Genomic DNA, 15,826 nt, shown 5'->3' with positions numbered 1-15,826 from the left:
ACTAACCAAACCATGAGAATAAACCGCGAACGTTACGGAGAACTATTCGGTGCGACTAAAGGCGATCGCCTGCGTCTGGGAGATACTTCGATAATTATTGAAATTGAAGCGGATACAGGGGTTTATGGTGATGAATGTGTTTTTGGTGGCGGGAAAACGTTACGGGATGGTTTGGGTTTAGCACCAGGGGTAACGGCAGCCCAAGGGGCATTAGATTTAGTTCTAACCAATGTCATCGTCATGGATGCGATGTTGGGCATTATTAAAACCGATCTGGGCATTAAAGACGGCAAGATAGTCGGCATTGGTAAGGCTGGTAATCCAGATATTATGGATGGGGTCACACCTAATTTAATTGTCAGTGCCAATACAGATGTGCGCTCGGCAGAAGGCTTAATTGCTACGGCTGGAGGTATTGATGGTCACGTTCATTTTGATAGTGCTGGGTTGTGCGCTGAAGCTCTTTCTAGCGGTATTACTACCATGATTGGTGGTGGTTTAGGCCCTGTTACCGTGGGAATTTGTTCGGGTGGGGCGCGAAATTTGGGAATTATGCTGCAAGCCACAGAAAGCTTTCCGATTAATTTTGGCTTTTTGGGTAAGGGTAGCTCTAGTTTACCTGCCAGTTTAGTCGAACAGATCGAAGGTGGTGCAATTGGTTTGAAGATTCACGAAGATTGGGGGGCAATGCCTGCTGCCATTGATACTTGTCTAAGGGTGGCAGATGAATACGATTTTCAGGTACAGCTACACAGCGATACTCTTAATGAATCGGGATATGTGGAAGATACGCTAGATGCGATCGCGGGCCGTACTATTCATATGTACCATACAGAAGGGGCTGGGGGCGGTCATGCACCAGATATTATCAAAGTAGCTTCCTATCCTCACTGTTTACCCTCTTCTACCAACCCGACCAATCCCTATACGGTAAATACTTTTGACGAGCATTTAGATATGGTGATGGTCTGTCATCATCTCAATCCTAGAGTTCCTGAAGATATTGCTTTTGCCGATTCGCGTATTCGAGCCGAAACTATTGCTGCCGAAGATATTTTGCACGATATGGGAGCAATTTCCATGATGGGTTCGGATAGTCAAGGAATGGGGCGCATCGCCGAAACTATCTGCCGTACTTGGCAACTGGCTTCTAAAATGAAAGACCAACGAGGAATATTACCAGAAGATAGCGATCGCCATGATAATCAAAGAGCTTTACGTTATTTAGCTAAATATACAATTAACCCTGCTCGCACTTATGGCATAGATCGTTATGTAGGTTCATTAGAACCAGGAAAAATCGCCGATATCGTACTATGGCAACCTGGATACTTTGGTATCAAGCCAGAATTGATTATAAAAGGTGGTTTTATTGCTTGGTCGCCAATGGGAGAATCTAATGCTTCGTTGATGACTTGCGAACCAATTATTTATCGACCACAGTGGAGTAGTTTTGGTATAGCACCTCAAGCCACTTCTTTTAGCTTTATGACCCAAGCTGCCATAGATAAAGGTATCCCTGATAAATTAGGCTTGCAAAAGCCTGCTTTAGCCGTCAGTGGTACTCGTTCATTATCGAAGTCTGACCTAACACACAATAATATTTGTCCAGATATCGAAGTCGATCCTGACACATTTCAGGTTAGAGTTGATGGCGAACTAGCAATCTGCGAACCAGTTGATCGCGTTCCTTTAGGAAGATTATATATGTTTCGTTAAACGTAAACATCGCTACTGCCACAGTCAAAACCCCATGGTAATGTTAAGTCCAAATATCCTTGAAAAATGCAATCTGGCAAAATATCTTTTATGGAACGTACATTTGTTGGTACTCTCAAAACCTTGTGGCGTTATCCAGTCAAATCTATGCAGGGGGAAAAATTAGATAAGTCAGATATTGGGACAAAAGGATTATTAGGCGATCGCGCTTATGCCCTTTGGGACGTAGAAACTAAGCGTATTGCCAGTGCCAAAAATCCACGAAAATGGTCGTCTTTACTTAACTGTCATGCAACCTTAGCCCAAACAACCCAGGTAGATAAACTCATACCTACCGTACATATTTCTCTCCCTGATGGTTCTACTGTAACCAGCGAACAGCCTGATATTGATACCCAGCTATCTAACTGGATTAACCGAGAAGTAAAGTTTCTGGCTACTGTCCCTGAAACTCCTAGCCTCGATCAATATTGGCCAGATGTAGAAGGTACTGCCTATCAAGATACGGTGACTCAATTGTTTATGCCCCCTGGAACTTTTTTTGATTCTTGCCCGATCCACGCTATCACTACCGCTACTCTCAATCGCTTACAAGAACTTTACCCTGATGGTGAGTTTGCTCCCTGTCGCTTTCGTCCTAACTTGTTGATAGATACCCCATCGGCGCAGAATGATTTTGTCGAAAATGCTTGGGTGGGAAATACTCTTGTGATTGGAGATTCTGTCAGGCTGAAGATTGATACAGCCTGTCCTCGATGTGTTGTCACCACCTTGGCACAGGTAGGATTGCCACAAGATCTGACTATTTTAAAAACGACGGCACAGCATAACGAAGTTATTGCAGGAATAAGATTGTCAGTTATTCAAGGAGGCACTATTCATCAAGGAGATTCTGTGTGGTTGTCAGAAATTGAAGTTCCGTAGTTAGTAATTAATTATTGCCTCTGTCTAAATACTTCGTAAAGAGCGATCGCTGCTGCCACAGAAGCATTAAGACTAGGTGTTTTACCAACTAAAGGAATAGCTACTAACTGATCGCAGTTTTTCTCGGTTGACTGACTCAAGCCTTGACCTTCTGAGCCGATAACTAAACCCACTGAGCCACTAAAGTTGGTCTGGTGCAGCATCGTATCTGTATCGGCTGTTGTGCCATAGATCCAAAAGCCAGCATCTTTAAGCTTGATAATTGCTTGGTTTAAGTTTACTACTCTGGCGATCGCCATATTTTCTAATGCCCCTGCTGCCACCTTCATTACCGTTGAAGTAACTCCTGCTGCGCGTCGTTGGGGAATAACTATTCCCTGAACTCCTAACGCTTCGGCAGTACGGATAATTGCTCCTAAGTTATGAGGATCTTCGATACTATCGGCAATTACAATTACAGGGTCAGAAGTTTTTTTAGCATGGTCAATTAGAACGGACAAATCCCAATAAGAATAGGGAGCAACCTGGGCTGCAATGCCCTGATGATTGCCTCCTTGGGTTAGTTGAGCTAAACGACGGGAATCTACCTCATCAATAATTGTGCCGTTGGCTTTAGCCTCTTTAACTAAGGGATAGAACTGTCCGTGAGCAAGTAGTTTATCCGTAAGCCAAATTCGATTAATCTGGCGATCGCTTTTTAAAGCAGCCAAAACTGGATGACGACCATAGGTTAAATCAATTTCTTCTGCTGGTTGAGTAAAAGTTTCAGGAGTATTATTACCATCAGAGTTAATTTTTGATTGAATTTTTTTCCTTGGCGGAGACGATTTGGGTTTCATTATTTGATGCCTGTTACAAAAAAGAGCTGAATATCTATTCTCCACCGTCAAGGAAAGCAAAATCCAATTTAGCCAACAATTCTTGTAAACGCTGAGGATTAGTTAAATGAAGATAACCAATTAATGTTTCCAAGCTGCTTGCTTGCTGGTAAATGTGACGAGATAGACGACGAGGCTTAGTTACACAAGCGTTGCGTCCTCGGCGTAAAATTTCTTTTTCCCCATCAGTTAAGCAAGGCAATAAATTAGATAAATGTATCGCCTGACTTTCGGCTCTTACTTGGGTGACGACTTGACCATGATAATCAGTCATACGTTTCGGGGGCATTAAGAATTTGGTGCGAACATATAGTTCAAATACAGCATCTCCTATATACGCTAGAGCGATCGGCGACAAGCATTCAATTTGATTTAATTGACTTGTCGTGGTCGAATCTCCCATAACTCCGAACTTTACCTAAGTATGAGCCGTGTCTATTGGCGTATTATCGAGTTTATTCTTCTGGTAAAAAAGCATCCATCAAGGACGTTATTTTTTTAGGCTTTCTAGGGCTACTTCTACAGAAGGCTGGAGAGAAAGAAATTTCTCTAAACGAACTAGCTTAACGGTTTGTGTAACCCTAGGGTTAGTAACAACCTGTAAACTACCTCCTATTGTCTGCGCCTTTTTCACGAGCTGCACCAAAGCTCCCAGACCAGAACTATCGATAAAATCAATTTGTGCAAGAACCAAAATTAGGTTTTTTGGTCCCTCGTCTATACAGTTACCAATAACCTTACGGAATGCTGGTTCTGAAAAGGCATCGAGTAACCCAGTTAGACGAAATATTTGATAGTTTTCCCTGACTTCGCGGGAGCCTCTTAAGCTTACAGTCAGGTTTAGCTGCTCAGGAATAGCCTCCTCCTCAACTTTACCTTATGATTGCTAGCAGTAAGTGCTGTGCCGAATACCGACTCATAACATTACTTTTAGCTTTGTCAATGGTAAAGTATAGCTCATTTTTACTAGGGTTGATGATTATTCAATTGAACATAATCTATAAGCTTTATTTAAGCTCAAAGTAATAGAAAAAAGTCAAATATATACAAAAAACCCTGCTTTGGCTAGAAATGCAGGGTTGTAGAGCAAGAGAAATTAATTTTAAAAAACTGTGTAAAACCACCTTGCAAATAGTGGATTACCTTTTGATTAAACAAATGTTACTGCTAATAAAATTTGCATACATTCGTATAAACACGGAAGTTTCCTAGTAAATGGTGTTTTGATGACTTTTCTGTTAAAGATTTTTAATTTTTGATTGTCAAGGGGACTTCGTTGTAAAGTAAGCACACATCTGAAACTATTGCCAACATTACTAATCATTTAGCTCAATAGATATAAATAATGTTAATTCTTCGTCTGATAAGAAAAATCAGAAAAAACACCTTTAAATTTATTAAAACTTATTTTTTAATTGTTTTACTGGCTGGTTTGGGTTTAACTTTTTTCGTAATCTTACCTGCTTGGACTCAGCAAGCTGTGACGATCAAAACTTTAGTCAGAGCTGATGAAGCACAGCAGCTACAGCCTTTGGCAACTAAATTCAATCAACAGCATTCAGGTATTCGCTTTCAAATTGTCGAAGCTCCCAGTGATAGTAACCAAGTAGAAGATTTATATACATCTTCGTTTTTACTGGGTAATTCTCCTTACGATTTAGTTTATATGGATATCGTTTGGACTTCCAAATTCGCTGCTGCGGGTTGGTTGAAAGATATTAGCGATCGCCTGTCGGCTGCTGAAGCAGCAGAATATCTAAAGACAGATATTGCAGGAGGTATGTTTGAAAACAGGCTGTATCGTCTTCCTTTTCGCTCTGATGCGGGAATGCTTTATTATCGCCAAGACTTACTCGAACAAGCTGGATATGAACCGCCAGAAACCTTTGATGAACTACTAAAAATTTCTCAGGACTTACAAAAGCAGGGATTAGCCAACTGGGGGTATGTATGGCAGGGGAAGCAGTATGAAGGATTAGCTGCCATGTTTGTGGAAATATTGGCAGGGAATGGAGCTTTTTGGGTCGATCCTGACACTTTGGAAGTTGGTTTAGATCGACCAGAAGCGATCGCCTCGGCAGAATTTTTACATAAGGCGATCGCGCTAAAAGTTTCTCCTCCAGGTGTCACTACCTATGCCGAAGAGGAAACCCGCCGTTTATTTGAGAATGGCAAGGCAGTTTTTTTAAGGAATTGGCCTTACGTCTACAGCTTGGCGTTAGAGTCTCCCATTGCAGGAAAATTTAACATTAAGCCAATGGTTCATGCCCCAGGCAAAAATAGCGGTGCAACCCTTGGAGGATGGGGATTAGGTATTTCTACAAGCACCAAGCATCCAGATGAAACCTGGGAAGTAATGAAATTCCTTAGTAGTGAGGAATCACAGCGAGAATTTGTCTTAGAAACTGGCTTTGTTCCCAGTCGCACAGTTTTATTTAATGACCTTGAAATTGTGGCTAAATACAATTATTATCCCAAGCTACTAGATGTTGTTAAAAGTTCTGCCTTACGCCCGCCTATTGCTCAGTATGCTCAAGCTTCAGATATTCTTCAGCGTTATCTTAGTGCAATCATAACAGGCAGTTCGACTCCTAAACAAGCTATGAAAGCTGCTGCCAATGAAACCCGCAACTTATTAAAAAGATGAGGGATGAAAGACAAGGAAAATAACAATAATCATGAACAATGCTTAATAAACAAGAAAAACTAACGGGCTGGCTTTTACTGTTTCCAGCTTTACTGATAATGGGTTTGGTATTTATCTATCCCATTGCTAGAGCCTTTTATCTAAGCTGGTTTACCGAAAACTTAGGTACACAACTACAGCCAGTTTTTGCAGGTTTTGGTAATTATCAAAGAATGCTAGGGGATGGCAGATTTTGGCAAAGTTTATTTAATACCTCTGTCTTTACGGTAATCAGTGTCTCCCTAGAATTGATCTTAGGCTTGGGAATTGCCTTAGTTTTAAACAAATCTTTTTTTGGTCGCGGAATTGTCCGCACAATCTCGATCATTCCCTGGGCTTTACCTACCGCTGTCATGGGGTTAGCTTGGGCTTGGATTTTTAACGATCAATATGGGGTGGTCAACGATATACTCACCCGTTTAGGATTGATTGATACGGGAATTAACTGGCTAGGCACACCTGCTTTGGCCATGACGGCTTTAATCGTGGCTGATGTTTGGAAAACAACACCCTTTATTAGCATTATTTTATTAGCTGGACTGCAATCTATCTCCGAAGATTTGTATGAAGCTCATCGAATGGATGGGGCAAGTCCCTGGCAGAGTTTCTATCAAATAACCTTACCCCTACTGATGCCTCAGATTTTAATTGCCTTGCTGTTTAGATTTGCTCAATCTTTTGGTATTTTTGATCTAGTGCAGGTCATGACGGGCGGTGGTCCAGCAGGTTCTACGGAAACGGTTTCAATCTATATTTACTCAACGGTAATGCGCTATTTAGATTTTGGCTATGGTGCAGCTTTAGTTGTAGTAACTTTTCTCTTATTGATATTAGCTGTAGCTTTTACTTCAGTGATGTTGAAAAAAGTTCGTGCTTAAATTCTTTGTTGTCTATTAAGAGCGATCGCTTTTAACAGACTAAATTAGGATTTAAAGCATATATAAGGCAGCTATTGGGAAGGGGTAAAGCTGGTTATTGTGCTTAATTTGTGCCAATATGTGTATTCAGTTATGTAAAATTTTACATAATTGTCGGCAATCTCTGGAAAACTATTTTCGAGGTAAAAACTATGGACATAAACACAAATTTTGAATTATCAAGTGTAGATCTTGATAACGAGTTTGAATCATATGAAAGTCCTTTTCATGTCACAGAAACACCTGTAGAAGCCAGTAAAATGGTAGCTAAAACTAGAATAACTGCGTTTCTTAGAGACATAATTGAAAGAGCCGAGTGGACACAAACCGAAGCAGCTAGAAGATTACAGGTAGATCAGTCTAGAGTTTCTCATTTAATGACAGGTAAAATTGATATGTTCACTATAGATTCTTTGATGACAATGCTCGATCTTCTAAGCGTTCCGTTTAGTATTGTCAATTTAGAAGACGGCAGCATAAGATTTGAATTTAAAGCCCCTGAGCTTGCGTAATCATTTTCCACTCTTATTTCTATTTGCAATCGCGCTTAGTTTAGCCATCAATTCCTTATATCTCTTAGTAGCTGTGTTTATTGCTTGCTGGTCTGTTTTATTAGTTGTCTTAACAAATGAATGTAAGACAAAAACAGTATTTGCGTATTTTGCTATGTATACGCATCTATAGGCTGGACTCCCCTGTATTTTTAGCTCGAAGACTCCTGCGCCGATACTGCTTAATTGAGTTATAGGTAGAAAAGGTTTTATGTTGTTCTGGACTAGATTTAAACTACTACCAAAGTCTTTTTGAATATTCGCTGGTAATTTTTTGTATTCTCTTCCTGCTGCATCGCTAGCAAAACGAAATTTTTTTTCTGGCATCATATAATAGATTTGCTACAAGTTTGAACATCATTCCTCATCCTTCATCCTTTAAAGAAGGCAACATGATCCAAGCCTGGGCAATCAATTCACTCAACCACTTGCGTCGATCTAATTCTAAAAGGCTGTCGTCTTTGAGAATTCCTGCGGTCAAATCTTCTAGAGACTGTCCTTGTTGACGAGCTATTTGTATCACACCTGCGATCGCACTGGCAATAACTTCTTCATTAACGGAACTATTTCTTAGTGCCAATATTTCTTCTGTGTTAGCGGGAATGGGATAATCCATAAATATAAAACAGCAATATGAGGACAAATTAGTTATTGTGTACTAACAAGAAGACTTATCTGACCAACGGTCAAATTACCTCGCAAGTGTAGCCCATTCCTACCTAATTCAACTTTGTTTTAAAATCTTTTTAAAAAGAAAATAATCTTTATATATGAAAGAGTTACTGTACACGGAAATACCTACTGTCGATATAGAAGCGGTAAAAACTTGGTTACAAGAATGGCAACCCATAAAGGGTAAAAAAACTGCTACTCCCGACGGCATTCGTCTTCAGTTTGATGGCTTGCCTAACGGTGAATTATCTATTTTTGTTTGGCAGCTACAGCGTACTACCTATTTAAAAGTTTTTCAATGGGGAAGTAAACCAATTGCAGCAGCGAATCAAATTAAGCAGCAGTTAGTCAGGGAAATTCAGGCAGCATTTCCTCAAAAGTATCCTATTCCCCCAGATATAGATTTATCACAGCAGTCTATCTTTGAGGCTTTAGCTGACAGCTATCCCCAGACAGTACATTATTTCCAGAAAATGCCCAATGGAGAATACGATCTCAATCGAGTTTACTGGTGGGAAAAACGCTGGCGAGATAGCGTCAATAATCCTCAACAGCCAAAAGAAGTAATTTTTAAAGATAATTCTGATTCAGCACCAGAGAAAGAATACGATTTAATTTATATTGGTGGTGCTTTGGGGGTAATTCATGCTGCGGTAATGGCACAAAAAGGCTATCGAGTGCTGTTAGTGGAGAGACTGCCTTTTGGCAGAATGAATCGAGAGTGGAATATTTCTCGTGATGAGTTTCAGAGTTTGATTAATTTGGGTTTATTTACCCCAGAAGATTTTGAGTCAGTAATTGCAGCCGAATATATTGACGGTTTTAGTAAATTCTTTGATGCCTATAATCCCAATCATCTAAAAGCTTCGGTGTTACATACTCCTGAAGTTTTAAACGTGGCAATTGATGCGGAGAAGCTTTTGCATTTCTGTGGTGATAAACTGCGTCAGGCAGGGGGAGATATTTGGGATGAGACAGAATTTGTGCGGGCTGATGTTTCTGAAACTGAAATTACAGTACAGTTAACTCATTTGCCTACCCAAGAGAATAAGCAGGCAACCGCTAGGCTACTGATAGATGCAATGGGAACAGCCTCTCCTATTGCTTGGCAACTAAATGGCGGTAGAACTTTTGATAGTGTATGCCCTACAGTGGGGGCAGTGATCGAAAGCGGTTTTGCCCCTGAAGTTTGGGACAAAGACTATGGAGATGTCTTAAATTCTCATGGAGATATATCGAGAGGCAGACAGTTAATCTGGGAATTGTTTCCCGCAGGAAATGGAGAATTAACCTTTTATCTGTTTCACTACCATCAGGTGCATCCAGAAAACCCTGGTTCTCTTTTAGAAATGTACGAAGACTTCTTTACCATTTTGCCAGAGTACCGCCGTTGCGATGTAGAACAACTTGTCTGGAAAAAGCCAACCTTTGGCTATATTCCTGGTCATTTTAGCGTAGGCGATCGCGATCGCACTGTGGCATTCGATCGCTTAGTAGCCATTGGCGATGCTGCTTCATTACAGTCTCCGCTAGTTTTTACGGGATTTGGTTCTTTAGTACGTAATCTAGAGCGTCTTACAACCATGTTAAATACCGCTTTGCAAAACGATCTACTTGCTGCCAAGCATTTAAACCAAATTAGAGCTTATCAGAGCAATATTGCTGTTACCTGGCTCTTTTCTAGAGGAATGATGGTGCCTACAGGCAAAACTTTACCTCCCCAAAGAATCAACTCCATGTTAAATACCTTTTTTGGCTTACTAGCTGATGAGCCAACCGAGGTTGCCAATACTTTTATTAAAGATCGCACTGACTGGTTGACCTTTACCAGATTAGCCTTAATTGCTGCGCGCAAAAATCCCGCCTTGTTAATTTGGATCTGGGAAATGGCGGGAAGCAAAGACATGATGCGCTGGCTAGGTTCGTATGCTGCTTTTAACCTAGATGCTCTGAGAAATTTATTGCTAGCTAGATGGTTTCCTGGCTGGATCGCCAAATCCCAACCATGGTTAGAAAAAAACTATCCTGGTTTGTGGCTTAAGCTTTTAAGTCTAAATTATCAGCTACGTTACTCTGGTAATACTAAGCAGTGATTAGTAGATGGAACTATATTTGGTGGGCAAAAAATATTTTTATATCTTACCTCCCAATAAGCTTTTATTGCCCACCCTACAATGTTTAATCCTTTTATGTTGCCCAAATATGCAGAAACCAGCCGATCGCAATTCCCAAAAAGACAAAGCGTACTACCTGCCAAAATATATCGGGCAGCAAAACGCTTTCGAGAGTTAGCTCTAAGCCATCAAGCTCTTGCTGAAGGCTGCGTAGTTCAGTCTTTAAGGGTTGAGGAATAGATTTATCTTTTTGCTGCTGTTTGAGTTCTTGTTGACGCTCTAAAAGGTGCGATCGCGCTTTTAAATCTTGTTTAACTTGAGCATGACGTTTCTGTAACTTTAGAAGTGATGTTTCTACTTCAATTAAGATTTTTTCTAATTCGTTTTCTTGCGTATTGCCAGATTGAGGAGATGACATCGTTAAAATTAAAGGTGAAGCAATATATTTAGATCGACACGATATTAACCCATGTTTGAAGTAACGCCGATATCCACCAATCAAAGCAAAGTTTCTGCTAATTTAACCGATTTAGAACTAGCTCAGGCTTTAGTCGAACGGAGTTTAATTGCCCATCAAGATTGGCATCGCTTAAAAGGTAATCGACAAGCCCAGGCAAAACAACAGCTAACCTCTGCACTGGTTTTTTTACTTAAAGAGCAACCCCAAGAAGCTTTACAGCATCTCAATCAGGCTGCTGGCTGGCTAGATGGCACTCTTGCCTCTCCTCCTTGTCCTGATGCCCAACGTAGAGCTAAAAAATCCTAAATTATCAATAATTTATTTCTTATTTACTAGCTTTGATAAATCAGATTCTTGCTTTGCCTGAACATAAAGAAACATTGCCCAGGATGCGATCGCATCTTGACTAGATTCTATATCTCCTAGTTCTGTCTGTGCAGTTTGCAAGCAATGTTTCAATAATCTGGCATCTGCCTGTATTTGCTGCAATGATTGATTTAGGCTGGGTTGCTGCTCAAAAAAGCTATTATTCTGGAGATCTATTGACTCTGATTCAAGATTTTCTTTGACTGTACGTGCAGGATTTATTTCATCCCTACTAACTTCGTCTGCAAAGCTAGAAGCAACGATACCTGCGGGCAGAACAAACACTCCAATACCAAAACAGGCTAGACTTGCTCCTAATAATTTGCCAGTGACGGTAACTGGATAAATATCGCCATAGCCAACAGTGGTTAAGGTGACAACTCCCCACCACATAGCAGCAGGAATACTGGAAAAGGCTTCTGGTTGGGCATCGTGTTCAGCAAAAAACATTAAGCTTGAAGCAATTATTAGTAAAAAAGCGATAATTGACAGGGTAATAAATAGTTCTTCCTGCTTACTGATAATTACTCTAACTAAAGAACGAACGGATTTTGAGTGTCTACCAATTTTGAGAATCCGCGCCAATCTAAGCAGTCTTAGGGTTTTAAGCACAGCTAAGTTGTGAAACACCAACAACAGGTAAAAAGGAAAGGTGGAGATAAAATCAATAATCGCCATCGGCGTAAAAGCGTAGCGCAGTCTACCCCATACGGGATGTCGAAATTGATGTTCAACAGTACATAGCCACAAACGCAATCCATATTCTACGGTAAAAACTACGGTAGAAAAGATACCAATGCCTCTAAACAACCAGTGATAATTTTGATTTATTGGTTGTGAAGTTTCTAAAATAAAAGCACTAATATCTAGCAAGATTAAGACAGAAAAGAAAATTTGGTCTAATCTGCTAATCCAATTACCATAGTCAACATCTTCTAAAATATGGTAAAGTTTACGCTTAAAGGCTTTACGCTTCATCTTTTTCTCAGATTATCCTATTTAATAGTCGGCTAATATACTAAAGATTCTTATCTCGTTGACTTTTAAGTCTTTAAAATATTTGTAATTACCAAAATTTGCTCAATATACCTATGCTAATGGTGTTTAATCGAGAGTTATCGAAAAGTAATTATAAATTCAACTATCAAATTTGCATCATAGTCTTCTTTGTTTGCAGCCTTTTGTGTTTGTTATTACTCGGCGGTTGCAGTAACCAAGGGCAAATAAGCAAACAGAAAATTACCAAAATAACTTTTTGGCATGGTATTAATCCCCCTGAAAATCGCGATATTTTTCAGGGATTAGTTACCAAGTTTAACCAAAAAAACCCAGATATTGAAGTCGAGGCTTTATATATTGGTCAACCCGATGCTCAACTCCCTAAAATATTGGCTGCTACTATTAGTAATCAACCTCCTGACATTCTCTGGTTTGTTCCCCAAATTACGGGTAAACTTGCTCAGTTGGGTGCATTATTACCGTTAGAAGACTGGCTGGATAATTCACCGCTAAAATCAGAAATAGATCCAGTCATGTTCGACTCGATGAAGTTAGACGGACATATTTTATCTGTTCCCTTAGCTACTAACAATGCTGCCGTATTTTATCGCCCTAGTTTATTTAGACAAGCAGGAATTAGCGATATACCTCGAACTTGGACAGAATTAAAACAAACAGCCCAAGCATTAACCCAAGATACTAATAACGATAAACGCATAGATCGACACGGTATCTTTTTATCTCTAGGTAAAGAAGAATGGAATGTATTTGCCTGGCTACCTTTTATTTATAGTGCTGGGGGTGATTTATTAAAAAATGGTCAACCAGATTTAGTTAACGATGGCGCGATCGCAGCCTTACAGTTAGGATTAGATTTAGTTCAATCTGGGGTAGCCGTTTTGTCCCCACCTGAAAGGGGTTACGAAACTGATGACTTTATCGCTGGTAAAGTGGCAATGCAAATTACAGGACCTTGGACACTGGCTGAGTTAAAATTAGCCAATATAGATTATGATGTCTTTCCTATCCCTGTCGATAAAAAGCCTGCCGCGGTAATTGGTGGCGAAAATCTATTTGTGTTTAAAACCACCCCGAAAAGAGAACAAGCCAGCCTAAAATTTTTAGAATATATCCTCAGCCAAGAGTTTCAGACCGATTGGGCTTTAAGAACAGGCTATTTACCCGTGAATATCAAGTCACAACAGAGTCAAGTATATCAAGATTTTGTCAACAAAAACCCTGTGGTAAAAGTATTTCTTGACCAAATGAAGTGGGCAAAATCTCGTCCGATTATTCCTCAATATAATAGACTATCAGAGAACTTAGGCAGAGCGATCGAAGCTAGTCTTCTAGGTAAACAAACTCCGACTGAAGCGTTAAAGCGATCGCAACAACGATTAGAATTAATTTTTGGTAATTGATTCGTTAAACTGCTTGTTTAGCTTTTGTTTAAATTCCTCTAATTTTTCCAAGTCTTGAAAAGTAAAATCGCAGTTTACGGTATTTTCTGTTTCCCTAAAAATTTCTCCCTTAGCTTTCTGCTTAATAGTCAAGGTTTTATCTCTTATTTCGAAATAGTATTCTTCTCCTTCATAAGACAAAATTTTGTTTCGCTTTTCTTCACCCAATAATTCAAGCGTTTTTAGTGCAATTTGAGAAATGCGATCGCTATATCTGTAATATAATATCAATCTGGCAAAATTTGGAACTTGGCGATCTAAAAGCACAATAAGCTCTTTAATTGTCATTGATGGTTTTTTTAAGTCAGCCGCTTGTTGTCTAACAATCTCCACAGCAATATTCATCTCAAAATCAGAAAATAGCTCAAGTAGAAATTCATCTGGATGTTGTGCTTTAATTCCCCAAGGCTGCAAAAATTCTGGTGGAAAGTCTTTCAAGTTAAATGTAACAATAACATTGGCTTTGCTTTTTACTGCTGCTGCTAATACATGACGATCTTTAATATCATTGGTCATAGAAGGGATCAATGATTCATATCCTTCAACCATTGATTCTGGAAAGTATTGTTTTATCTGCTGCTGATATCTAATTGCTTTCTCTTCGCTCATCCTGTTTTTTTTCACAAGATTACGAGTAGTTTCGTTTAAAATTTCTTGTGACAGATGAAGACGATACAATTCTTCTTCTGCAATACGCAATAAAGTGTCACCAAGAGGCTTAGGAAAAAGAACACACGCATCGAGAACTACTATAGTTTTCACAAACTCAATTTGGCTAATTTCAAAATAACCAGTTAAACTCCATTCAGTCTATCAGAATAAATTAGAGTTTATAGGGGTGTAAGCCAGTGTTTAGCCTAAATGGACTCTACAGCTAGTGTCTTAGATCATGTTTACTGACTATATCATCAGTCGCACTAAGATAATTAAACTCAAATTATTCTGTATAAAATCCTTCTTCTTGCAAGAAAGCAGTTAACTCACTCAAACCTTTACGTCTTTCTACGTCTCTATTACTTTTATAATCAAGAAGATCTTTAGTATTAATATGCTTAGAAACTCCCACTGCTTTAAAAGTAATTTTTCCTTGATCTAGAAGTTTTTCTAAATAAAAAGATGATACATTCAGAACATCTGCTGCTTCAGCAATAGTCATATCTTCATCTATCGGCGAAACAGTAACTTCAACACCAGCTTCCATTGCCTCTAGAACTTGATAAAGTAAATCATATACAGGTTTAGATAGAACTACCTCTTCGCCTGTGCTGCTAACTAATTTAGGCAAAGATTTTTCAGAATTTAAAAGCTGTTTTAGTTCTTTGACATTTATTTGCTCGCTTTTTTCAAAATTAGAGGAATTGGGATTAGATTTCTGCTCTAACATACTCTTATATAACTACTTGACTTTTGTATATACTTGACTAAGCTAAGAGTAAAGAAGTAATCAAAAGCTCAATAGCCTTGTTTTATATAATCTATATAACTATACCTTCCTTTATATAACACTATACTTGACTTTTATATATACTTGAATAAGCTAAGAGTAAAGAAGTAATCAAAAGCTCAATAGCCTTGTTTTATAACAATTAAAATATCGTAGCTCTTTAGAATAATTAATCATTTGATGAAATTGTTTATTGACCAGCTTATTAAGAAAATTAAACAAAAGAATACTCCTTGTATCGTTGAATTAGATCCCGCTTTTGAGAGAATGCCTGACCAAGAAATAAGTGTTTCAGCCCACACTGGCTATGATGGTACAGTGCATTTAGACATGGAACTGACTACAAGCATAATTAATCAGGATATTCAGATTACTGTGTCCTATAAAGGATCTCAAGAAGTGACATTACTAGAAGATGATTTTCAAGAAATTTTAGGAGAAGTAAAACCTGCAAGCCGTTTAGATAAGCACGTGGGAAGTATAGCCTTAAAAGAAGATCCACTAACTTTTCAGAAACGTATTCGTAGTGAGTGGTAGTTTTTTTGTCGTCCTAGATACTAATGTGGTGCTGTATCATTTAGGAGGTTATTTATTGAAGCCTCTGGAAAAAAAGCAGTAGTTAGATCTCAGTGATAA

At 39.0% G+C, this 15,826-nt stretch carries 18 protein-coding genes; 9 read left to right on the top strand and 9 right to left on the bottom strand.

Going from position 1 to position 15,826, the window contains the following annotated elements; translation table 11 throughout:
* Positions 1-12 precede the first annotated feature (12 nt).
* Complete coding sequence (gene ureC / locus SLP02_RS00325; protein ID WP_319418669.1) at positions 13-1,719, top strand: urease subunit alpha; 1,707 nt, start codon at positions 13-15, stop codon at positions 1,717-1,719.
* A gap of 90 nt (positions 1,720-1,809) precedes the next feature.
* Complete coding sequence (locus SLP02_RS00320; RefSeq protein ID WP_319418668.1) at positions 1,810-2,643, top strand: MOSC domain-containing protein; 834 nt, start codon at positions 1,810-1,812, stop codon at positions 2,641-2,643.
* Positions 2,644-2,654: 11 nt separating this feature from the next.
* Here the strand turns inward: SLP02_RS00320 and rlmB are convergent, their stop codons facing one another.
* From rlmB to SLP02_RS00305, 3 genes are all read right to left on the bottom strand, one after another.
* A complete protein-coding gene (gene rlmB / locus SLP02_RS00315) occupies positions 2,655-3,482 on the bottom strand; it encodes a 23S rRNA (guanosine(2251)-2'-O)-methyltransferase RlmB (RefSeq protein WP_319418667.1) in 828 nt (275 codons plus the stop codon).
* A gap of 34 nt (positions 3,483-3,516) precedes the next feature.
* Positions 3,517-3,924, bottom strand: a complete 408-nt coding sequence (locus tag SLP02_RS00310) for a Mini-ribonuclease 3 (RefSeq protein ID WP_319418666.1) — start codon at positions 3,922-3,924, stop codon at positions 3,517-3,519.
* Positions 3,925-4,011: 87 nt separating this feature from the next.
* On the bottom strand, positions 4,012-4,377 hold the full coding sequence (locus tag SLP02_RS00305) for an STAS domain-containing protein (RefSeq protein WP_413467298.1): 366 nt from the start codon (positions 4,375-4,377) through the stop codon (positions 4,012-4,014).
* A gap of 489 nt (positions 4,378-4,866) precedes the next feature.
* On the opposite strand from SLP02_RS00305, the gene SLP02_RS00300 reads away from it, so the two are divergent.
* The 3 genes from SLP02_RS00300 (at position 4,867) to SLP02_RS00290 (ending at position 7,636) form a co-directional block, all read left to right on the top strand.
* Entirely contained in the window at positions 4,867-6,168 is a 1,302-nt protein-coding gene (locus SLP02_RS00300) for an ABC transporter substrate-binding protein (protein WP_319418665.1), read from the top strand.
* Positions 6,169-6,206: 38 nt separating this feature from the next.
* On the top strand, positions 6,207-7,085 hold the full coding sequence (locus SLP02_RS00295; RefSeq protein ID WP_319418664.1) for a carbohydrate ABC transporter permease: 879 nt from the start codon (positions 6,207-6,209) through the stop codon (positions 7,083-7,085).
* Positions 7,086-7,276: 191 nt separating this feature from the next.
* Positions 7,277-7,636 (top strand): helix-turn-helix domain-containing protein, encoded by a 360-nt coding sequence (locus SLP02_RS00290; RefSeq protein ID WP_319418663.1) that lies wholly within the window; start codon positions 7,277-7,279, stop codon positions 7,634-7,636.
* On the opposite strand, the gene SLP02_RS00285 is transcribed toward SLP02_RS00290, so the two are convergent.
* Positions 7,637-8,005 carry a type II toxin-antitoxin system RelE/ParE family toxin gene (locus SLP02_RS00285; RefSeq protein WP_319418662.1) on the bottom strand — a complete coding sequence of 123 codons (369 nt, stop codon included), beginning with the start codon at positions 8,003-8,005 and terminating at the stop codon, positions 7,637-7,639.
* 34 nt (positions 8,006-8,039) lie between these two features.
* On the bottom strand, positions 8,040-8,291 hold the full coding sequence (locus SLP02_RS00280) for a hypothetical protein (protein WP_319418661.1): 252 nt from the start codon (positions 8,289-8,291) through the stop codon (positions 8,040-8,042).
* Positions 8,292-8,445: 154 nt separating this feature from the next.
* Here SLP02_RS00280 and SLP02_RS00275 point away from each other — a divergent pair, with 154 nt between their 5' ends.
* Positions 8,446-10,440 carry an NAD(P)/FAD-dependent oxidoreductase gene (locus SLP02_RS00275; RefSeq protein ID WP_319418660.1) on the top strand — a complete coding sequence of 665 codons (1,995 nt, stop codon included), beginning with the start codon at positions 8,446-8,448 and terminating at the stop codon, positions 10,438-10,440.
* Positions 10,441-10,534: 94 nt separating this feature from the next.
* Here the strand turns inward: SLP02_RS00275 and SLP02_RS00270 are convergent, their stop codons facing one another.
* Positions 10,535-10,879, bottom strand: a complete 345-nt coding sequence (locus SLP02_RS00270; protein WP_319418659.1) for a GAS domain-containing protein — start codon at positions 10,877-10,879, stop codon at positions 10,535-10,537.
* 51 nt (positions 10,880-10,930) lie between these two features.
* Between SLP02_RS00270 and SLP02_RS00265 the strand changes: the two genes are divergently transcribed.
* The gene (locus SLP02_RS00265; RefSeq protein ID WP_319418658.1) at positions 10,931-11,227 is read left to right on the top strand and encodes a DUF6439 family protein; all 297 of its coding nucleotides are present in this window, start codon (positions 10,931-10,933) and stop codon (positions 11,225-11,227) included.
* Positions 11,228-11,239: 12 nt separating this feature from the next.
* Here the strand turns inward: SLP02_RS00265 and SLP02_RS00260 are convergent, their stop codons facing one another.
* Positions 11,240-12,265 (bottom strand): ion transporter, encoded by a 1,026-nt coding sequence (locus SLP02_RS00260; RefSeq protein ID WP_319418657.1) that lies wholly within the window; start codon positions 12,263-12,265, stop codon positions 11,240-11,242.
* Positions 12,266-12,378: 113 nt separating this feature from the next.
* Between SLP02_RS00260 and SLP02_RS00255 the strand changes: the two genes are divergently transcribed.
* Positions 12,379-13,707, top strand: coding sequence for an ABC transporter substrate-binding protein (locus SLP02_RS00255; RefSeq protein WP_413467297.1), 1,329 nt, complete (start codon positions 12,379-12,381; stop codon positions 13,705-13,707).
* Here the strand turns inward: SLP02_RS00255 and SLP02_RS00250 are convergent.
* A complete protein-coding gene (locus SLP02_RS00250) occupies positions 13,690-14,508 on the bottom strand; it encodes a PIN domain-containing protein (RefSeq protein ID WP_319418655.1) in 819 nt (272 codons plus the stop codon). The genes SLP02_RS00255 and SLP02_RS00250 overlap by 18 nt on opposite strands.
* A gap of 175 nt (positions 14,509-14,683) precedes the next feature.
* Positions 14,684-15,130, bottom strand: a complete 447-nt coding sequence (locus SLP02_RS00245) for an excisionase family DNA-binding protein (protein ID WP_319418654.1) — start codon at positions 15,128-15,130, stop codon at positions 14,684-14,686.
* Between the two features lie 327 nt (positions 15,131-15,457).
* On the opposite strand from SLP02_RS00245, the gene SLP02_RS00240 reads away from it, so the two are divergent.
* Positions 15,458-15,727, top strand: coding sequence for a hypothetical protein (locus SLP02_RS00240; RefSeq protein WP_319418653.1), 270 nt, complete (start codon positions 15,458-15,460; stop codon positions 15,725-15,727).
* Positions 15,728-15,826: the final 99 nt, after the last annotated feature.

Source organism: Pleurocapsa sp. FMAR1, assembly GCF_963665995.1.
GTDB lineage: Bacteria > Cyanobacteriota > Cyanobacteriia > Cyanobacteriales > Xenococcaceae > Waterburya.
Note: the sequence above shows the minus strand (reverse complement) of the source record. Positions and strands in the feature narration are given on the sequence as shown.